Origin of the sequence: Paenibacillus thiaminolyticus, from assembly GCF_003591545.1 — a bacterium.
GTDB lineage: Bacteria > Bacillota > Bacilli > Paenibacillales > Paenibacillaceae > Paenibacillus_B > Paenibacillus_B thiaminolyticus_A.
Genome location: NZ_QYZD01000009.1, coordinates 120,119 through 141,972, shown reverse-complemented (window position 1 = coordinate 141,972; position 21,854 = coordinate 120,119). Strand labels below are relative to the sequence as shown.

The following is a 21,854-nucleotide window of genomic DNA, read 5'->3' as shown; positions in this document are numbered from 1 at the left end:
GATTTGCTCTGTTCCATTGTAGTAGAAGACGTGATCCGGATTTTCGCCAGCCATCAGCACATAATTCACTGATTTCGGCTCTTCCGCTTCATAGCCCGCAATTTCTTCAGATTTCAGCGTAAGCTCTTCCCCGGTCTTCCCTGTCTTCACACTTGGGTCCAGAAGGTCTTTGCCCGTTGCTCGGTCTACGTAGCGGACCTTTACGATTTGCTCTGTTCCATTGTAGTAGAAGACGTGATCCGGATTTTCGCCAGCCATCAGCACATAATTCACTGATTTCGGCTCTTCCGCTTCATAGCCCGCAATTTCTTCAGCTTTCAGCGTAAGCTCTTCCCCGGTCTTCCCTGTCTTCACACTTGGGTCCAATAGATCCTTGCCCGTCGCCCGGTCTACGTAACGGACTTTTACGCTCTGATCCTTTGCTGTGTAATGAAAAGTAATCGTTACATCCTTGGCAGGCATCACGCCCGTTACATGCCCTTGGTCCACGCTTAGTCCGCTGCCCTCGCTAACCCCGGCACTGGCGAACTCATATCCGGCGAAATTCTTGCTGCTTACATCAATGGATTCGCCCGGCTTTTTGTCCGCATCGCTGCGCTCCAGCACCTTATCTCCCGATTGGTGAATAATCGTAAGCTTGTTAGGGACATCGTTGTAACCGAACCAAATAATTGGCGATGGCTTGCTTACCGTTAAATCAACCTTCGTTGGATTCTCCCCAACCCTCAACGTGTAGCCTGGTACCGTTGGCGCAGATATGGTATAGGATTGGCCGACCTCAAGCGCATCGCTTCCATTCTCCTCGTGGTAGCGGCTGTACAGCTCTTGGGCCAAATCCGGCCGCTCGACTTCTTGACCGTCAGAATTGACCGGCTTGCCGTTGGCATTAACCTTATACGCCTTTACGAGGATCGAACCTTTACCCAAGCCCACTCTCGGCACTTCGAAATCCTTCGATGTACGGTCACCCTTGGCATCGGTGTAATTCATCGTCGTTGTCTTGTTGGTCGGGTACAATTGTTTCGGATCCGGGTTTTTGGAGTGATCCATTTTGACCCGGTAAGTAAGAGTCGCTGGAGTGCCTTCCGTGACATTGCCGATATTCCAGTTCAACGTCTCGGTTTGCGGGTTCCAGGAGACCTCCCCTTGAGAGACCTTATAGTCGTCCGGGCCGAAGGAGCTTCCCTTCAACTTCAGATCGAACATGTCCCCCATCGGGTCAGTGACTACCGCATTTTCCGCGGCAAAGGCAATTTTGCTGGCCAGCTCGGAGAAGATTTGCTCCAGACTGTCGCTGCTGCCCGAATAATAACCTTTGTTCGCTACATCCTTAAGCGTATTCGTTGCATTGCTATTATCCCTGACATCCAACCCAATAGAATAAATGCCGATTCCTGCATCATGGGCCAGCTTGGCTTCGGAAATCGTCCCGATGCCATTGTCAAGAACCTCATAACCATTAACAGAATAGGAATTATTAAAGGTACATCCAAAAATACTGCAACCATACCTTAATTCATATCTGCTACCCGAACCAATTATCTTATTATTGCCATAATCGAAATCCGAGAGTGCATACTTGTGAGCATTGTTATTCCATGATCCAGAGACTGCTTTGCCAGCCTTGTAACTATAAGTAGGATCCCCGTCACTCAGCAGAACGATCACTTTGTTGTTGGCGTGGCTTGCCTTTAAAAGCTCCTGGGCTTCGCGCAATCCAGCCTGAATATTCGTTCCCCCGGTCGCCTCTATATTATCAATATCACGTTTCAATTGCGTCTTCTGGTCAAGGCCTTTGAAGTCAGATACCTTCTCAGAAGTCTTATTGAAGGTTACGACTGCAATTCTTGTTTCCGAGTCTTCAATCAACAGATTGTCAACGAATTTCTTGGCTGCATCCTTGGCCTTCGGCAATCGGTTCTGGTTCGGTTCTTGGGTCATGCTTCCCGACTTGTCGATCACGAGCACGATATCGGAGGAGCCCGATTTCAGGTTCTTGCCTTCGACTGTCAGTGTAATATCCCATTCATCCAGCTTGCCTTCGACCGGGTTGGCTTCCTTCGTGAGCTGCACCGCTCCCGGATTCGGCCACTCAAGCTCCCCGGGACTCGCCGCCTGGGCGCCGAGCGTGCCCGGAATCGTTCCAAATGCGACACTCAACATACACAACCATGTAACCACTAGTCTGAATCGGCGTTTCATAGTTTCCTCCTCATTTTTTCATCTGAGTCCTCCTTTTCCAGAGTAAAAATTGCCTCCTCACGTCTTATTTATATAGTTCTGCGGGCCAAAAATACCGCGGAGAACCACCCTATGAAAAATAAAAAAATCCGGCTGCAATTTAACAAGTGTTAAATGCAGCCGGACGATCATGGGCCTGACGACCTTTAGATTCCTAAGCTTTGCGGCCTAATCTTTCGATTAGTGTGCCCTATGTAATTGGCGTATCCAAGTATACCCACCTAAAGCACTATTCAATGCTCAATATATCGGTCTATCCACCTTTTGTCAATTCCTTTTTTTGAAATTATATGGCGCATTTTCAAAGACTACACAAATCGCGAAAATCCCCTGTTGGAAGGATGTTTCTTCGACCTCGCCATGGTCTAAAATATTCATTTCCATGAAAATATATTGCTAATTCCTTTCATTATTCCAGGTATTTAGACCTGTTTTTAACCCTTCGATGCAACCACAATAATACATATGTAAGTATCGCTATGTGTGTTCAAATTGGAATTGACCATGTACTCTTCCATAGAAGAAGCTCCTTCCGGGCAGTTTACCGCGAAAGGAGCTTCTTGTTATGCAGACCAGCTTGCATTAAGGATAGATTCGATCTGGATTAATAGCGGTCCACACTTCATAGCCATCTTCGTTGCGAGTATATTCGTGATGGTTTGTCGCTTCTATTACATCCGCATAATACCATTTCCCCGGCTTATTGTCCGGCCATTGCTTCGCATCCTCGTGGATATCGTCCGCCTTCACCTTCCGATTCAGCATACTGTTGATGAACGCCATCGCTTCCGCGCGCGTAATGTACTGGTTCGGCTTGAAGGTGCCGTTCGGATAGCCTTTGATCCAGCCTTTGTTCGCAGCCGACATGATATATTTCTCCGCCCAATGCCCCGCAACATCGGAGAACATGTCGTTCGCCTCTTCATTGAGCTTGTCGAATCGGGACGCAATCGCTGCGAATTCCGCCCGGGTTATGGAACGCCCTGGCTTGAAGGTACCATCCTGATAGCCGGCAATAATTCCGGCATGTTCCATCGTCGAGATGTGTTTGTTCGACCAACGGCTGCTGGCCACATCCGAGAAGGCGTTCTTGTCGGTCAAATAGTTCGCGCGGCTCTCATCGTCCATCAGACGATAGAAGATCGCGGCGACCTCTTCCCGGCTAATCAGGTTCTCCGGCTTAATCGTGCCGTCCGGATAGCCGTTGATATAGCTGTAATGATGCTCCGTTTCCAGCTTCGGTGGAGCCGGAGGCAATGGCGTCACTGGAGGAAGCGGGTCCGTTGGCGTTTCTGTAGACGTACTTCCGCCCGAACCTCCCCCGGAACCCGAATCCGGATTGGACGAATCTTTCGTGTAGTAGAAAATGTATACCTGTCCTTCATCCTCGGTGAACGTATACGTATCGCTGGACTTCACAGGCGTGTAGCCCGATACCGAAATCGGCGTCAACGTAACCTTGTCTCCCGGCTTGCCGCTCTTCGTCGTCGGCCCAGCCAGCTCTCTGCCTGTGCCCTGCTCCAGATACTTCACCGTCAGTTGATGCTCCGTCTGTGAAGAATCCTTGATGTATTGAATAGTAAGCACCTGATCCGGTTCGTCAGAGAAGGTATACCTGTAACTTGACTGCGCTGGATGGTAGACAACGCCCGTTACCGTTATTGGAGCCGGTCGATACAGAATCTCCTCGCCTGTTCTTCCTTTGACTTGCTCAGAGTCTCTCAGCACATCGTCCGTCCCGGCTTCCAGATGGTTAATCGTCAGAAGTTGGATATCGCCGTACTCTCCCTTGACGTAATGGAACGTATACTGCTGATCCGGAGCCGTCGTAATCGTATATAGATGATTGAATTTCAGAGGCGTGTACACCACATCTGTTACCGAATATGCGGCATCTGCTTCCGAGTACACGGCATCTGTCACCGTAATCTGATCCGCTCTCAGCCACAGAACTTCTCCTGCCTTACCTGTAAAAGTGGACGGAGCCTGCAACGCCTTATCCGATTCTTGATCCACGTAATGGACGGTTACCATGTACGTTTCGCCCTCATCCTCGTTATAGAAGAACGTGTGCTGTTGGTTGAAGTCGTCTGTGATTACGTAATTGAAGGTATAGCTTTCAGGTTTGTATACCTTGTCCGTTTTCGTAATATCTTGCGCAGTCAATGTAAGTTCTGACCCGACTTTTCCGACATAAGGAACCGATTCCTTCAAAAATTCATCGTTCGCACGATCCACATAATGTACGAATACGATACGATCTTCACCAATGCTCTTGTAACGGAAAGTGACGCTGGCGTCGGCTGTGATATTCGTCAGTTCCTTGGTCTTCTCGTCGTCTAACACATACCCGGAAACATGCGGGGCATAGGCCGTGAAGCTGCCTCCCCTTGGCGCCTGGAAGCTCTGCTCATCAAGCGTCGCTCCCTGAGCGTCTGCCGCCTTAACGGTTACCGTGACGACGTCCTTCGCATACCGGAAGATCATTTCCTTATCGGTTCCTACCGTCGCCTCCTGGGTGGCGGCTGTGATCAGCTTCCAGCCCAGGATGTCCGGCGCCGTCGCGGTGACGGTCTCGCCGACGCTTCCGCTCATCACGTAGCTTTGCAGCAATACACCGTCTTCCGACATTGCTTTGACCGCCACTTCATCTTCTGCCAGCGTTCTGTACTGGAAGATGACTTCGCCGCTGCCGGCGATGACGATCCGGGTCGGGTTGCCCACCAGCACATAATCCGTGACATCCGGCGCGCCTACCGTGACCGCCTCGCCCTTGCGCTGGCCGGTTACGGTGCTGGTTTTAAGCTCTTTGCCCGTCAGATAGTCTACCGCCTTGACCGGAATATCCACGGTATCCTTCGTATACTCGTATTCCACCGTCAGCGCGGTTCCCGTGTAGGTCACCGTTTCAGCCGCGCTAACTGCCGTATATGCATCCGCCGTCAGATCCGGAACCGGGATTTCCCGCGTCTCGTTGACCGCGAATGTTTCGCTCATCGTTTTGATGATGCGGCTGCCTTCCTTCAGCACAACTGTGACATTGCCGCTCGCCTGGCTGTACGTAAAGGTGAGGCTGTTGTTGGCACTGCTTACGCTCGCGATCGTCTGCGTAACGGCTCCCTCTAAATTATAGCCCGAAACGTATGGCGCGTTGTAGCTGAAGCTCTCTCCCGTGGTCGCCGCCACATTGAAGCTCGGCGCGATCTCGGTGCCGCTGTCGTCCACCATGTGGATCGTCACAGCCGTCGCCAGCGTTTCATACTCGAAGGTGACCGTTTCGTTGTCCTCTCCTACCGTGACGCTGGCCGGCGAGGCACTCATCAGCTTGTATCCTTTGACCTCAAAGGCGTCTACGTTCAAGACGCCGCTGTTCTTCGGACGGGTCAATTCATATTTGTACAACTCCTCCGCCGCGCTCTGTCCGATCACCGTGATGGTGACCGTGTGCTCCGGCACCACTTCCTCGATGCTCTTGTAGCGGAAAGTGACGCTGGCGTCGGCTGTGAGATTCGTCAGTTCCTTGGTCTGGTCGTCGTCCAACACATACCCGGAAACATGCGGGGCATAGGCCGTGAAGCTGCCTCCCCTTGGCGCCTGGAAGCTCTGCTCATCAAGCGTCGCTCCCTGAGCGTCTGCCGCCTTAACGGTTACCGTGACGACGTCCTTCGCATACCGGAAGATCATTTCCTTATCGGTTCCTACCGTCGCCTCCTGGGTGGCGGCTGTGATCAGCTTCCAGCCCAGGATGTCCGGCGCCGTCGCGGTGACGGTCTCGCCGACGCTTCCGCTCATCACGTAGCTTTGCAGCAATACACCGTCTTCCGACATTGCTTTGACCGCCACTTCATCTTCTGCCAGCGTTCTGTACTGGAAGATGACTTCGCCGCTGCCGGCGATGACGATCCGGGTCGGGTTGCCCACCAGCACATAATCCGTGACATCCGGCGCGCCTACCGTGACCGCCTCGCCCTTGCGCTGGCCGGTTACGGTGCTGGTTTTAAGCTCTTTGCCCGTCAGATAGTCTACCGCCTTGACCGGAATATCCACGGTATCCTTCGTATACTCGTATTCCACCGTCAGCGCGGTTCCCGTGTAGGTCACCGTTTCAGCCGTGCTAACTGCCGTATATGCATCCGCCGTCAGATCCGGAACCGGGATTTCCCGCTTCTCGTTGACCGCGAATGTTTCGCTCATCGTTTTGATGATGCGGCCGCCTTCCTTCAGCACAACCGTGACATTGCCGCTCGCCTGGTTGTACGTAAAGGTGAGGCTGTTGTTGGCGCTGCTTACGTCCGCAATCGTCTGCGTAATGGCTCCCTCTAAATTATAGCCCGAAACGTATGGCGCATTGTAGCTGAAGCTCTCTCCCGTGGTCGCCGCCACATTGAAGCTCGGCGCGATCTCGGTGCCGCTGCCGTCCACCATGTGGATCGTCACGGCCGTCGCCAGCGTTTCATACTCGAAGGTGACCGTTTCGTTGTCCTCGCCTACCGTGACGCTGGCCGGCGAGGCACTCATCAGCTTGTATCCTTCGACCTCAAAGGCGTCTACGTTCAAGACCCCGCTGTTCTTCGGACGAGTCAATTCGTATTTGTACAACTCCTCCGTCGCGCTCTGTCCGATCACCGTGATGGTCACCGTGTGCTCCGGCACCACTTCCTCTAAAGGCGTGTAATAGAAGGTGACCGTTTTATTTTCGTCTACAGCCGGATAGGTGATTGGATTAGTATTAACCGTCCCGGTTGTCAGTGTATAGCCTGGCACATTAGGGGCATATACCGTGAACGGGTCGCCCTTTGGAACTTCATAGCTTAACGCGCCAAGCGCCGTGATTTCCGCGTCTGTTGAGGAATCAATGAGTTGAACCTCTACCGTCCAAACATTCTTGTCGTATTTAAAGTATACAGTTTGGGCGTTTACAGTTACGGTGCGGGTAACCGAATCTGCCTCTCCCTCTGCAAGCAGCCAGCCGTGGATTGACGGCGCAGGTATCGAAAGCGGCGAACCAACCGTTCCGGTTAAATCATAGCTTTGGATAACCTGATCTGCGCCCGGGTCATAGGTTCCGGTGCCATTGGCATCATACCAGGCCACCACATGAACCGTACCTTCTGTTGTAGCCTTATAGTAAAACTTGACTTCAACAGCCGCTGCACCATTGGACACATAAATATCCTGTGTTGTATCGCTGATTATGGAATAATCCACGCCGTTATTTGTAAGGCTTGGCGGGGCCTGAATTGGATGCGTGTCGCCTACAGCCAGCTCTTCGCTTCGTATATCTGCAATCTTTGCTCCTGTGGCTTGATCATAAGCCGCAGCTATCACCGTACGCTTTATTCTTTCGTAGGTGTAAGTCACGTTGACATCATTAACTCCGTTATACGTTACCTTTTCGGGATCAACCGACTTATAGTTATAATTTTCTAGAACCGCTAATCCTTCTACCGATTTCGGATCGTTGGGATAGGTCATATCCTGCGGCTCACCTTTCATGATAGAACGGTATACGGTGCCTAAAGGATTGTTATCCGTATCAACGATATTTAGAATCAACCCTTTTTCGGCAGTTTGCTTGGTATAGTAGAAAATAATCTCGCTCTCGCCATTTTCCTTGACGCTGGCAATGCTGTTGCCGTCAGGCGTTGAACTGTTATTTTCGGCTCCTTCATAATCGAATCCGCTAATTACGGGCGGATCATGCGAGAACGGTTTTCCTATTTCCGCGCCTGCTTTATACTCAGTAAACGTTTCTATAGGCGTAGTTGTGCCCGCATACATCGCTTTTATCGTAACCGTCGTCTTGTTATCCGCATACCAGAAAACATACTCCTGATTGTCTGACGCAGTTGCAGGATCTATGTGAATCACACCGTTAGCCGGGTCGACCAATTTATAGCCCGGCACGGTAATAGTTGGAAAATCAAACGCCGCATCGGTAACCCTTACTTGCATAGGAATGGTATACAACGGAGCTTGTGTGTCTGGCGCGCCCTGTACCTTGCCCACTATGCTGATTGTAAATTCAGGACGTATATCGCTAATATTGATATGGCTGACAGGACCCACATTGCCTGCCCAGTCCACCGCGCGGACATGAAGATAACCTGTATCCGAATTGCTAAGAATATATACCAAACCGTCTATATCATCATCGTGCAAATACTGAGCCTCAACAATCGGCTTATTATTTTCATCAAAGTCAGCATAAGTTAGCGGATCATCGTTTGGTGTTGTGGATTTATACACAAGATAACCTTTCGTTCCGCTTGTTACGGTTTCCGTAAAAATATTTGATTTTTTGCGCTCGCTAATATCCGGATTTTGATTAATCGCTTCCACATAGCCCTGATATGTTGTCCCATTATCCTTCGCGCTTATTAATGTGTTATATTGCGCTGATCCGTTAGTGGAATGATAGGCGGCCGTAGGCGCATCCGGAGCCGCTTCATCCGTAGCGGCGCGGTCATTTAACTTTGTGTCATATGTCAGTTGAGCCAGGAAGAACACCGTGTTGGCGATGATGTTTCTTTCGGCCGTCGGAATGTTTGCACTTGTTGTATGTCCTGTCTGAATAAAAGCGGTGTTATTATAGGTGGTTAAATAATAGTTGCTGTGATAGATAGCAGAACCTGTGCCATCATCATAGCCGACCGTATTATCCCCCTGATACAGCGTGCCGTTACTATTTGCAAACTGCATCCAAATCGTTCCTTTGGCGCTGGATCCGTTTACGTGCGTGTTGTTTACCGACAATATGTCACCCGGTTTTACAGGATTTGGGTATCTAAGCAAAAATCCGTCCTTGACAACCTTGGCACGAGTGGTTTGATGATCTAGCAAGGCCACAGCACTATTCGCAATAATACCGGCATAACGTCTCAACTTACCGTATTGCCAGCCTTCTCCTCTGTCAGAATTCGTACCCGTATACGTAATGTTCTCCAACCCTGTTCCTACATAAGAGTTCGTTCTGTCAATTAACGTATCATGCCCGAATAATACGCCGCGGCCTGTCTTAATAAAATCTTCAATAGCAGTGACGGCGGCATCACTGGTACTAACGCTGCCGTTACGGTCGGCCACGCCGATGATTACAACATCAATAATATACTTGCCTTCACTATCTTTTAAATATTGGTCAGGATTCTTGTTAAAATCAGATTGGTTAACGTCGGTGATTTGTAATAATCCGTCAATATCTCCGACTCCGGGAGTACCCTGCAGCCAATGTTTCATATACGACATGTTTCGCGATGAGTAGTATCCGGAAGAACCGGGGTAGATGACTAAAACATTAACTTCCTTATTATATTTTGTAGATCTTGTTTCAAATTGCTCTTGCTCGCTTTCCGGAAAAGAAGGGTCAAATTTTCTCTGATAATACAAATAACCGTAATCATAACCGTCGTTGGGCGGTTCCCAAGAAACATCCATACGGTTTTCCTTCGGCACATTTTCTCCCTGCGCCCGAAAATCTCCCTCAACAACTCCGACAGGATCGGAAATGACAGTTAAAGCATAGACTGGGAGAGCTTGCAGCATAAGGAGTAATGAGAGAAATATTGCCGTCGCTTGTTGTAACCTTCTCTTTGCATAGTTCATGGTAGCAATCCTCCATCATTCATTCTTTATGAGAGTGGTAGCGATAACGAAAAATAAAAAAGTCCAGCTGCAATTTAACAAATGTTAAATGCAGCCGGACGATCATGGGCCTGACGGCCTTTAGATTCCTAAGCTTTGCGGCCTAATCTTTCGACTAGTGTGCCCTGTTCACTATGTAGTTTGCACATCTGATGATATCCAGCTAAAGTACTATTTTATCTTCAATATAATGGGACAACCTTCTTTTTGTCAATAACTTTTTTGAAAATTTTTCGACGCTCTTTCAAAGTCTTAATATCCCCCAAAACCTCCTTATAGTGGGATTTTTATGACCTTGCTATAGTATAAAATATTCATTTCTATGAAAATCATATCACTAAGTATTTTCATTATTATAGGTCTTTATGCCTACATTTCCAATCGATGGGCAGGTGGATGTGGGAGTTCACATTCCACCGATTCATGCCAAACTGGGTCATAATATAAGGGCCGGTTGCTGGCAGTTCGACCGGATGAAACAACAATAACAACCAATTTCCACATATCGGATCGTTGACAAATGGACAATCAGCACATAAGATAAATGATGTAACGGATGTGTAACCGGTTACACATGGAAAGGAAGGATACTCCGTCATGGCCACGATCAAAGATGTGTCGAGATTGGCGGGCGTATCGGTCGCAACCGTCTCCCGGGTCCTTAATCAAAAAGGGTATGTCCACGAGGATACCGAGAAGAAAGTGATGAACGCAATTCGGGAACTGAACTATATTCCGAATGACGTCGCCAGGAGCCTAACCAAAAAATCGGCGAAAATGCTGGCGCTTATTGTCCCGGACATCACGAACCCGTTCTTCAATGAACTTGCCCGAGCCGTAGAGAAGGTGACCCAGCTATACGGATACGCGACCATTCTGTGCAACTCCGACGATACCCCTGCCAATGAGAAGCAATATATTCATGCGTTGAAGCAGAAATACATCGACGGATTCATTCTTGCATCCAATACGCTGTCGGCGGAAGAAGTCCAACAGCTGGATGTCCCGGTGGTTACGATGGACCGGGCGATTTCGGACACCATACCGACGGTCGCCTCCGATAACCGCGAGGGCGCACGGCTGGGCGTGCAATATCTCCTCGATCGGGGCTGCAACAAAATCGCCCATATTCGGGGCCCACAGCAGCTATCAATTGCGGACGAGCGCTGCCAAGGATATTTGGATGTGGTGCAGGAGAATGCATGGTTCTCTCCCGATCTCATCGTCGAGGGCAACTTCAACCTGAACCAAGCGACCGACACAGTCAATCGCTTGCTGGACCGCCACCCCGATATCGACGGAATCTTCGCCGGCAACGATATTATGGCGATGGGAGCGCTGCGGGCCGTTCAGAAACGGGGCATCCCCGTTCCCGACCAGATGCAGATTGTCGGCTTCGATGGCATCTCGCTGGGCGAGATGGTCTACCCGGAACTGACGACAGTCGCGCAATCGATCTATGAAATGGGACTGCTGGCTGCTCGAATGTTGATTAAAATGATCGAAAGAAAGCCGCTGGATACGATGCATTACAAGCTTCCCGTAGAGCTGATTCGGCGAGGGACGACGCGATAATCGGCCCAGCCTCAACTCCGCTTTCATAGACCTTCATTTTCAGGGAATGCTATTCTTTAGAAAAACAGCGTGTGCTCGCTCCAGTCTGATTTTTCTTCATACCCATCTGACAGCTTGGGATGAAGAAGTTCTTTGTCGGATGTGTAACCGGTTACACATACAATGGATTTGTTTTCACATGTCGCTTTCAACTCACTACATTCAAAAGGAGTGCTTGAACATGGAAACTGTTAAAAGAATCCCTATCATTCTGGATACGGACCCCGGAATTGATGACGCCGTCGCCATAGCGGCCGCCCTGTTCCATGAGTCCATCGATGTCCGGCTGATCACGACGGTTGCAGGCAATGTCGGCCTCGACAAGACGACCAATAACACCTTGAAGCTGCTGCAGTTCTTCGGCAAAGATGTACCTGTCGCCCGTGGCGCCGCGAAGCCTCTCGTACGTCCGGCCGAAGACTCCAGCCATATCCACGGAGAATCCGGCATGGATGGATATGAATTCGACGAGCCGACGCAAGCTCCGCTCGATCACGCCGTGCTGCAGATGCGTGACACCATTCTGAACAGCCAGGAACCAATTACGATCGTTCCGATCGGCCCGCTCACGAACGTGGCGCTGCTGCTGACGCTGTTCCCGGAATGCAAGGCGAAGATTGAGCGAATCGTGCTGATGGGCGGTTCCGCTTCCCGCGGCAACCATACGCCAAATGCCGAATACAACATTTATGCCGATCCGGAAGCCGCCAGCATCGTATTCAATGCCGGTCTGCCGTTGGTGATGGTCGGACTTGACGTAACCAGCCTGGCTACATTGACGACCGAGATTGTGGAAAAGATAAAGGAAATGAACAAGACGGGCTTCATGCTCTACTCCTTGTTCCAGCATTACCGGGGCGGCAGCCTGAAGAGCCGCGGCTTGAAAATGCATGACCTGTGCGCCATTGCCTATCTGGTCAACCCGAGTCTGTTCCAGACGAAGGATTGCTTCGTCGACATCGAGCTGGCAGGTACTTATACGGCCGGCACGACTGTCACTGATATTACGAACCGCCTTGGCAAGCCAAGCAACGCCACTGTATGTCTGGACATTGATGTTCCCGCTTTCCGCGAGTGGGCGATTGAAGTCCTTGGCAAAACCGTATAAACCTTCTTATTATATAAGGGAGCGTGTTCAACGTGTTGGAGATCATCATCAGCATCGTTCTTCTTGTTGCAACCGGGTATTTGATCGCCAAGAACTATGACGCTAAATTTGTGCTCCTGGCCGCAGGTATCGTGCTTATGCTCGCTGCCGCGCTGCTCGGACATCAAGTTCTGTCACCTGAAGATTCAACCGGGCTCGCCCTGCTTGATCCGTTCAAGCAAATTGGGTTAGTATTCGTGAGACAATTGGGCGGCGTCGGGTTAACAATTATGGTGCTGTTCGGCTTTTCAAGCTACATGACGCATATCGGAGCCAGTGATGTCGCCGTGCATTTATTGACGAAGCCATTGGGCCGTGTCAAGTCGCAATACATTCTCGTGCCAATTGTGTTCCTGCTTGGCAACTTACTGTCCCTAGTCGTGCCAAGCGCCTCCAGCCTGGCGGTTCTTCTCATGGCTACACTATATCCGGTACTAAAAAATACGGGGATGTCTTCGCTTACGGCAGGAGCCATCATTGCGACGACAGCGACGATTATTCCAACGCCTCTGGGGGCGGATAATGTCGTCGCTGCGGAAAATCTGGGCATTGACCTTATCGAGTATGTGTTCTCCTATCATGCCAAGATTTCGATCCCAGTGCTCCTGATTATGGCTGTCGCTCATTATTTCTGGCAGAAATATATGGACAAACGTCAGCAAGGGACATTGAAACAAGACATCAATGATGAGAAGCTTTCCGTGAAGAAGGATTTGCCGCCAGCATACTACGGCTTACTGCCGATTTTGCCACTTATTCTCGTGCTGGTGTTTGGCTTACTCATTACCAGCATCAAGCTTGGGCTGGTTGAAATCACGTTCATTTGTATGGCGCTGGCCCTGATTATCGAGATTATTCGCAAAGGTTCCTTCAAAGAAACCTCTAAGCAGCTCTCAATTTTCTTTACCGGCATGGGAACGGGATTGGCTCAAGTCGTCTCCCTTATCGTCGCTGCAGGTATGCTGGTCGAAGGTTTAAAAGCAATGGGCATTATTGATATGCTAATCGAATCGGTTAGACATATCGAGAGTGCAGGTGTCATCCTGATGCTCACCTTCGCAGGCGTTGAAGGCTTGATTACGTTCATCAGCGGCAGTGGATTGGCTGTGTTCTACTCTGTGGTTAACATCATTCCGGATATTTCCGATAAGCTGGGAATCAATGGGGTCATGATTTCGTTGCCAATGCAGCTCATTGCGAACTTAGTTCGCTCGATTTCACCGGTAGCGGCGGTCATTATCGTCGTCTCCTCGATTATTAAGGTCAACCCGATACAAATTGTGAAGCGGACATCCGTTCCGGTTCTGGTCGGGGTCGTCTCTTGCCTCATCTTGTCGTTAATTATGTTCGCCTAAGAGGACAAGGGAAAGAGAGGATCCCACCAGGGATCTTCTTCAGGTAGGAGGGAGTGTAAGAAAATGAACCATATATGTGTAGTGGGCAGCTTGAACAGAGATACAAGCCATCTGCTCGCAAGACTGCCGATGGTGGGGGAGACGGTGCACGGTATCAGCACCTCTTCCAGCGCCGGAGGCAAAGGCTGCAATCAAGCCGTATCAGCCGCCCGCTTGGGCGCAAAGGTCGCCTTCATCGGCAAGGTCGGTGAAGATAAAGCCGGTGATCAGCTTCTGACGGTGCTGAAGGAGGAGCAAATCGATACCTCGCATATCGATGTCGATCCGAAGGTGCATTCCGGAGAAGCGACGATCCTGATTCAAGAGGATGGGAAAAATGCCATTATCGTCACGCCAGGCGCCAATATGAACATCCGCGAGGAAGATATAGAGCGGGCTTACTCGGCCATCGATAAGGCAGATATCGTCATCGCCCAATTCGAAATTCCGATTCCGGCGGTGAACCAAGCGTTCGTCTATGCCAAGCAACAAGGCAAAGTAACGGTTCTTAATCCGGCTCCGGCCAAAGCCATTCCGGAGGAGCTGCTGCGGGTGACCGACATTTTGGTGCCGAATGAATCCGAGATGCAGGTCATCACGGGAGTGGAGCCATCCAGCGATGATGCCATTCGCCAGGCAGCGGATCGGCTGCTCGGGTACGGCATCCGCTACGTTATCGTCACGCTGGGCGAGCAAGGGGCGCTCATCTGCCATGCGGATGGGGCCGCTCATGTGCCGGCGAAGCGTGTAACCGCGGTCGACACGACGGCCGCCGGCGATTCGTTCATCGGCGCCTTGTGCAGCCGCCTCGATCTCGCCCAATGGCAGGATGTCCGCCATATGGAAGACATCGTCCGGTTCGCCAACTCCTTCTCGGCGCTGGTCGTGCAGCGCAAGGGAGCTATCTCTTCGATTCCTTACGCACATGAACTGGAATCTCTGCAAGAGAAGTAAAAGATGAGAAAGCCCAGTCCGGCAAGTTGCCAGGCTGGGCTGTTTCTGCTTTATTTGCGATATTTCTCGACGGCCAGAGCGGCATTCACCGCCTGATCGATATCCTCATCCAGAGGCTTCATTCCTTCGCTCCCGCGCAGGAATGTCCGCCATCCATTAGTGCCCTCCATAAGGGCATTGTCCGTCGCCCTATATCGAATCCTCCCCGAGATAGAAGTCTGAAATGCTCAGAGTCTTCTTCCGGGAGGAGGGGCACGGATTGGACAGCCACGTTATATCTCGACTATCAGATGATACATCGCTGTCTCCTTCCTGATACGTCGTCTGTTCTATGCTTGATTCAGCGCCGGAAGTCCGCTCAACAGCTGCTGCGCTTCTTCCATGATCTCTATCACAATGCGTGAGGCCGGATCGCCGTCCGTCAGCAGCCGCGTAGCTTGGCCGGCCCACAGTGACATGTAATCCGCTTCATTCCGTGCTGCCGCGGCCTTCCGAATCTCATTCGTTGCCGAGTTCTGCGTCGGGAACGGCAGCGGCTCTACTCCGCTCTCATCGAATCGGCGTATGAACGCGTTGCTGATTCCCCGTGCCGGCCGTCCCGAGAACACCCGCGTAATGACGGTACTCTCCTCCGTGCTGTCCAGCAGCGCTTGCTTATAGGCCGGATGAGCCCCCGACTCGGCGGCGGTGAGGAACCTCGTGCCGAGCTGCACACCGCTCGCGCCCAAGGCCAAGGCCGCCACCAGACCGCGTCCATCCATCACGCCGCCCGCCGCGACGACCGGAACCCGAACCTGATCGGCAATCTGAGGCACGAGAGAGAAGGTGCCGATATTGGCTCCGTTCGGGTGCAAGCCGACATCGAACGTGCCGCGATGGCCGCCGGCGTCGCTGCCCTGGGCCACGATGACGTCGCTGCCCGCCCGTTCCGCTTCCACCGCTTCGCGGACCGTCGTCACCATCGTCGTGACCTTAATCCCGCGCCGCTTCACGTCCTCCATGAACCGGGCGGACAGAATGCCGAACGCCGTGCTGATGACAGGCACTTGCTCCTCGATCAGCACCTGCATCTGCTGCTCGAACCGATCGGGCGTATGCAGCTCCGGGGCCGGTTCACCAAGTTCGAGCTCGGCACGGATACCCCGCAGCACTTCGTTCACCTCGGCGATGCGGCTCACGTCGTCCGTCATATCAACCGCGAACAGATTGACTGCGAACGGCTTTGCGGTCCGTTGGCGAATCAGCCGAACCGCGGCCCGGATATCTTCCGGCTCCATATAGGCCGCACCCAGCGTTCCGAGGGCGCCAGCCTCGGATACGCTCGCAACCAGATCCGGGGTCGTCGGGCCGCCCGCCATGCCGGCTTGCACGATTGGATACACAATGTTCAAAGTTTTGCACAGCTCCGTGTTCATCCTCGTCATATTCTCAGCTCCATTCCTTCCATTATGGGTCCTGCGGCGCCTAAGCCGGGCATCCTTTAACTTCCAATACCTACCTTTCGGCAGCAAAAGAGAGCTTACGCAAGATCGCCTGGAGCACGTAGGTGATCTCGTTCACAACAGGGAGACATTTGTGCACCCAGAGGATAGTTTTTCTTACCCGGATGTTACGATTTTATGACAGCGGATTTCGCATGAGGGACCATCAACGGTGAGCTTGTTCCACTCGTGAATGAAAACAGGAAACCCGTTAGAAACAAGGATCCGCCCGCTTGCTCCATAGCTACATTGTACAAATAATTACCAATTAAAGCGAGGCCTAGCAAGGGAAAAGCCACGCTTTCCATCCCGCCCCTAATGTGACAATATTGAGAACTGTGCCTTTCCACCTATAAATGTGTACAAAAATCAAAACGGCCAATTTTGGCCGAATACGCGTGATTTTTGTCACATATCAGAATTAATCATTTATTTTTTTGGTTTTTGCACCCAACAGGAACCCATTTAATGTCATATCTGGTTTTCTATATGCTTTGTTTTTCTACTCCCTTCTTACTAACATAGACTGTGAAATCATTATCCCGACATATTTCAGCGAAGTTAATCACACATAGAAAGGGGTATTTTTGTGAAAAAGAGATGGTCGCTATCTTTTCTTTTCCTATCTCTTATTATCCTGCTAACCGGATGTGATTCATCACTGCTCGTACTGGATCCCAAAGGTCCGGTGGCCAAGACCCAATCGGACACGATCATCTTCTCCATGTTTATTATGGCGGGTGTACTGCTGGTCGTCTATGTCCTGTACATCTACATGCTGACCAAGTACCGGGCTTCGAAGGCGGCGCCGGATTATGAGCCGCCTCATATGGAGGGAAGCACATGGCTGGAAGTTACGTGGACGCTGATTCCAGTCATTATCGTCATCGTTCTGTCGGTCGTTACGGTCCGATCGACCAATGCCGTTGAGACAACGCCGGCAGGCTATGAGGATCAGAAGCCGCTTATCGTCTATGCGTCCTCCTCGAACTGGAAATGGCATTTCAGCTATCCGGAGGAAGGCGTCGAGACGGTCAACTACGTCAACATTCCGACGAACCGGCCAGTCGAATTCCGGCTCTATTCGTACGGGCCAATTACAAGCTTCTGGATTCCGCAGCTCGGCGGGCAGAAATATGCCATGAGCGACATGGTGACCAAGCTTCGGCTCGTCGCCGAACATGAGGGCTCCTTCATGGGCAAGAACTCCAACTTCTCGGGAGAAGGCTTTGCCCACATGGATTTCGAAGCATTGGCGATGTCGCCGGAAGCCTTCGACAAATGGGTGAACGAAGTGAAAACCACCGCACCGGAGCTGACGAGCGAAGAGTTCGATACCTTGCTCGCGACGGAACATCTCGGACGCAAAAGCTACTCTTCGACCCATCTGGCCTTCAAGCCTGCGCCTGAAGGCGAGCATGCAGGACACTATCACGGATCGGACGATGCGACCGCTCCGGAATCAGACTCGGAGCACTCCGGCACGAACCATACTGGAACGGAGCATTTGGACACCGACCATGCCAATATGAATCATTCGGATATGGATCACGGTGCGATGAACAGTTCAGAGCCGGATCATGAGCAGACGGAGCACTCTCAGCATGGCAACTAGATTCGCAGAGAAAGGAGTCAAATCTGTATGAAATGGGACGAATTTTTCGTTACCGGAGAACCGATGATCTACGGCGCGATGGCCAGTATCGTCATCGCGTCGCTCGCCATCCTCATCGGGCTAACCTATTTCAAAAAATGGGGGTACCTGTGGCGCGAATGGCTGACGACCGTTGATCATAAGCGCATCGGCGTCATGTACATTATCGCCGCGCTCCTCATGCTATTCCGCGGTGGCGTCGACGCCCTGCTGATGCGTACGCAGCTCGCGGCTCCGGACATGAAGTTCCTGGACGCGCAGCACTATAACGAAATCTTTACGACACACGGGGTCATCATGATCCTGTTCATGGCGATGCCATTCATTATCGGCTTAATGAACGTCGTTATCCCGCTTCAGATCGGGGCCCGCGACGTCGCATTTCCTCGCTTGAATGCGGTCAGCTTCTGGCTGTTCTTCTCCGGGGCAATGCTGTTCAATATTTCATTCGTTATCGGGGGTTCGCCGGATGCCGGCTGGACCGCATACTTCCCGCTCGCGAGCCTGGAGTTCAGCCCAACAGTGGGCAATAACTTCTACTCGATCGCGCTGCAGATTGCCGGTATCGGTACCTTGATGACCGGGGTCAACTTCATCGTGACGATTCTCAAAATGCGCGCGCCTGGCATGACGCTAATGCGCATGCCGATGTTCACCTGGTCGGTTCTCATCACTTGCGTCATCATCCTGTTCGCGTTCCCGGTTCTGACGGTAGCGCTCGCCTTGATGATGTTCGACCGGATGTTCGGGGCGCAGTTCTTCACGATGGCCAATGGCGGCATGGATATGCTGTGGGCCAACCTGTTCTGGGTGTGGGGCCATCCGGAGGTCTATATCGTCGTCCTGCCGGCGTTCGGGATCTACAGTGAAATTATTTCGACATTCTCGCGCAAAAACTTGTACGGCTATAAATCAATGGTGTTCAGTATGGTTGCCATCTCGCTCCTGTCCTTCGTCGTATGGGCGCACCACTTCTATACGATGGGTCACGGAGCCATGGTCAACGGCTTCTTCTCCGTCACGACGATGGCGATTGCCGTGCCGACCGGCGTCAAAATATTCAACTGGCTCTTCACGATGCAAAAAGGGAAGATACAGTTTACAACACCGATGATGTATGCCCTCGCCTTCATTCCGATCTTCACCATCGGGGGCGTAACGGGCGTCATGCTCGCGATGGCGAGCGCCGACTATCAATACCACAATACGATGTTCCTGGTCGCGCACTTCCACTATGTGCTGATTCCGGGCACGGTGTTCGCGGTGATTGCCGGCATGTACTACTGGTTCCCGAAAATTTTCGGCTTCCGTCTGAACGAGCGCCTGGGCAAAATCAGCTTCTGGTTCATCGCGATCTGCTTCAACATCACGTTCTTGCCGCTGTTCTTCCTCGGATTGAACGGCATGACGCGCCGGATGTACACGTACTCGGCCGAGACCGGCTTCGGTCCGCTGAACCTGATCGCCACGATCGGCTCCTTCGGTCTGGCTATCGGCTTCGCGATTCTCGTGTACAACATTTACTGGAGCGCCCGGTATGCGCCAAGAGACAAGACCGGCGACCCTTGGGATGCGCGCACGCTGGAGTGGAGCACGCACAGTCCGGTGCCGGAGTACAACTTCGCCGTCATCCCGAACGTGAAGAGCATGGACTCGTTCTGGTTCTGGAAAAAAGACAAACAGCCGTTGTATGAAGGAAAAATCGAAGAGATTCATATGCCGAACAACAGCGGGCAACCGTTCGTTCTGGGCGTCATCTTCTTCTTCCTGGGCTTCTTCCTCATCTTCAGCTGGTGGATTCCGTCCATTATCGCCGGCCTGGGTGTGCTGATTATGCTCGCGGTGCGCTCCTTCGAGCGCGATCACGGCCACCACATTCCGGTGAAGACGATTCAGGAGACGGAACAACGATTGCGGGGTGAACAAGCATGAAATTAGACAACACGCTGCCGCTTGAATATCGCTCGGAGGAGAACAGCAACCGTATTTTCGGATTCTGGCTGTTCCTGGGGGCAGAGATTGTCCTCTTCTCCACTCTCTTTGCCGTCTATCTGACATTGTGGAACCGTACGGGCAGCGGCCCGACGGGTACGGATATTTTTGAACTGAAGGGCGTCCTGATCGAGACATTCCTGCTTCTGACCAGCAGCTTCACCTGCGGTCTCGCGATTCACAGCATGCGTCTCGGATTGAAGAAGCCGTCGCTCGTCTTCTTCGGCATCACTCTGCTGCTCGGCCTTGGCTTCCTCGGCGTCGAGATTGCCGAGTTCGTGACGTATGTCCATGAAGGCGCAACCCTGCAGACGAGCGCCTTCCTGTCCAGCTTGTTCGTGCTGCTGGGCACGCACGGCGCCCACGTCACGCTGGGTCTGCTGTGGGGAGCCGGGATTATGATTCAGATTTCACGCGAAGGCTTCACGCTGGATACATCGAACAAGTCGTTCATCTTTTCGCTGTACTGGCACTTCCTTGACGTCGTCTGGATCTTCATCTTCAGCTTTGTCTACTTGAAAGGATTGATGTGACATGAAACAACTGTTCCCGATTCGTCATGTGATGGGATATGTCTTCTCTCTCATCCTTTCTGTCGTCGCGCTGGCCGTCATCTTCTGGGATATGTCGTTCGCCATGGGAATGACTATCCTGCTCGTCTGTGCAGCAATCCAGGCATCTGTGCAGCTGTTCTTGTTCATGCACGCTACGGAAGACAAGACGACGAAGACATCCAACATGACGAACCTCGCCTACGCGCTGTTCGTCGGTCTGGTGACCGTCTTCGGTACGCTGTTCACGATGATTTGGGGTTATCACTAATCGGAAATATTCACTTGCGAATAACACCTGCTCCTACCATGGAGCAGGTGTTATTTTGATTTTATTTTCGAAATATGAATAAGATTTAAATTATGACCTTGATACAAACAACTTCGTCTGGTAATATGAGGAAGGAAAACTTGAATTTAGGTTTTTCCCTATCAGAAATTAAGGACTTTACTGTAGTAGACAGGAACTATCTCAAAGGGCTGGATGGAGACTTAATCTTAAAAAGTGAAAAGTACTTTCAAATCACTGAAAATGGGGATGCAATTGAAGCCCCAGCACTGCGAGAATCTGCGGATGCTTTAAATAATCAGCAGCTCGGTGTAATGTCCCCAAGTTCCTGGCTTCGCATGGACCTGACTGTTTCTCAACTTTCTACTAAGACTCCAAAAGAATTTCTTTATAAAAATTCATTTCACTGGTTAACCGAACCTAATTTTACATTAAAAGATGTTGTTGCCATAACCCATCCTGAGCATTTTTCACATGTAAATAACAGCGAAATATTTAAATATACGTATGATACTTATTCCAATATGCTCCCTCCTTCCTTTGTCGGAACCAAAGATGTCTATCATTGGGATGCCAACCGAAATAATACGTACGGCATGGCGTTCGTCTACGACTTGCTAGGTTCTGATAGAGATGGGCTTGGAAACAAGTTAATTGTGAGAAATAATAGAGGATATATGGCTTATCGGGTGACTCTAAATAATAACTCCTACTTCCAGGGCAGTGCGCATGCTCATTACGCACATACTCAATATGGCATTAGTGGTCTAAGCATTGATTTAAAGTCGGGAAGTCTGTCCTTGTCTGGAGCAATTAGCGTTGATTATGCCGATGATGTGGGGAAAACGTTTGACATTGAATAATTCGAATTTCTTTGGCAATGAGTTTATGCT

Annotated in this window: 12 protein-coding genes and 2 riboswitches; of the genes, 9 read left to right on the top strand and 3 right to left on the bottom strand. The window is 51.1% G+C overall.

What is annotated here, in order from left to right:
* Both DQX05_RS30695 and DQX05_RS12460 read right to left on the bottom strand, forming a co-directional pair.
* Positions 1-2,073, bottom strand: a 2,073-nt coding sequence (locus tag DQX05_RS30695) for a VWA domain-containing protein (protein WP_182914723.1), incomplete at its 3' end; no start/stop codon positions are given.
* A gap of 280 nt (positions 2,074-2,353) precedes the next feature.
* Positions 2,354-2,441, bottom strand: a riboswitch (cyclic di-GMP riboswitch).
* Between the two features lie 382 nt (positions 2,442-2,823).
* Positions 2,824-8,943, bottom strand: a complete 6,120-nt coding sequence (locus tag DQX05_RS12460; protein ID WP_259391941.1) for a MucBP domain-containing protein — start codon at positions 8,941-8,943, stop codon at positions 2,824-2,826.
* 989 nt (positions 8,944-9,932) lie between these two features.
* Positions 9,933-10,020, bottom strand: a riboswitch (cyclic di-GMP riboswitch).
* A gap of 462 nt (positions 10,021-10,482) precedes the next feature.
* Here DQX05_RS12460 and DQX05_RS12455 point away from each other — a divergent pair.
* From DQX05_RS12455 to rbsK, 4 genes are all read left to right on the top strand, one after another.
* On the top strand, positions 10,483-11,460 hold the full coding sequence (locus tag DQX05_RS12455; protein WP_119793951.1) for a LacI family DNA-binding transcriptional regulator: 978 nt from the start codon (positions 10,483-10,485) through the stop codon (positions 11,458-11,460).
* A 220-nt stretch (positions 11,461-11,680) separates the two neighbouring features.
* Entirely contained in the window at positions 11,681-12,607 is a 927-nt protein-coding gene (rihC, locus tag DQX05_RS12450) for a ribonucleoside hydrolase RihC (protein ID WP_119793949.1), read from the top strand.
* A gap of 32 nt (positions 12,608-12,639) precedes the next feature.
* The gene (gene dcuC / locus DQX05_RS12445) at positions 12,640-14,001 is read left to right on the top strand and encodes a C4-dicarboxylate transporter DcuC (protein ID WP_119793947.1); all 1,362 of its coding nucleotides are present in this window, start codon (positions 12,640-12,642) and stop codon (positions 13,999-14,001) included.
* 63 nt (positions 14,002-14,064) lie between these two features.
* On the top strand, positions 14,065-14,994 hold the full coding sequence (gene rbsK / locus DQX05_RS12440) for a ribokinase (protein ID WP_119793945.1): 930 nt from the start codon (positions 14,065-14,067) through the stop codon (positions 14,992-14,994).
* A 329-nt stretch (positions 14,995-15,323) separates the two neighbouring features.
* Here the strand turns inward: rbsK and DQX05_RS12435 are convergent, their stop codons facing one another.
* On the bottom strand, positions 15,324-16,418 hold the full coding sequence (locus DQX05_RS12435; RefSeq protein WP_119793943.1) for an NAD(P)H-dependent flavin oxidoreductase: 1,095 nt from the start codon (positions 16,416-16,418) through the stop codon (positions 15,324-15,326).
* 646 nt (positions 16,419-17,064) lie between these two features.
* Between DQX05_RS12435 and qoxA the strand changes: the two genes are divergently transcribed.
* From qoxA to DQX05_RS12410, 5 genes are all read left to right on the top strand, one after another.
* The gene (gene qoxA, locus DQX05_RS12430) at positions 17,065-18,090 is read left to right on the top strand and encodes a cytochrome aa3 quinol oxidase subunit II (RefSeq protein WP_119793941.1); all 1,026 of its coding nucleotides are present in this window, start codon (positions 17,065-17,067) and stop codon (positions 18,088-18,090) included.
* A gap of 27 nt (positions 18,091-18,117) precedes the next feature.
* The gene (gene qoxB / locus DQX05_RS12425; protein WP_119793939.1) at positions 18,118-20,061 is read left to right on the top strand and encodes a cytochrome aa3 quinol oxidase subunit I; all 1,944 of its coding nucleotides are present in this window, start codon (positions 18,118-18,120) and stop codon (positions 20,059-20,061) included.
* On the top strand, positions 20,058-20,654 hold the full coding sequence (gene qoxC, locus DQX05_RS12420) for a cytochrome aa3 quinol oxidase subunit III (RefSeq protein WP_006679561.1): 597 nt from the start codon (positions 20,058-20,060) through the stop codon (positions 20,652-20,654). Before qoxB ends, qoxC begins: the two co-directional genes overlap by 4 nt.
* 1 nt (position 20,655) lies before the next feature.
* Entirely contained in the window at positions 20,656-20,943 is a 288-nt protein-coding gene (gene qoxD, locus DQX05_RS12415) for a cytochrome aa3 quinol oxidase subunit IV (RefSeq protein ID WP_119793937.1), read from the top strand.
* A 140-nt stretch (positions 20,944-21,083) separates the two neighbouring features.
* Entirely contained in the window at positions 21,084-21,824 is a 741-nt protein-coding gene (locus DQX05_RS12410) for a hypothetical protein (protein ID WP_119793935.1), read from the top strand.
* The last annotated feature ends 30 nt before the right edge of the window (positions 21,825-21,854 follow it).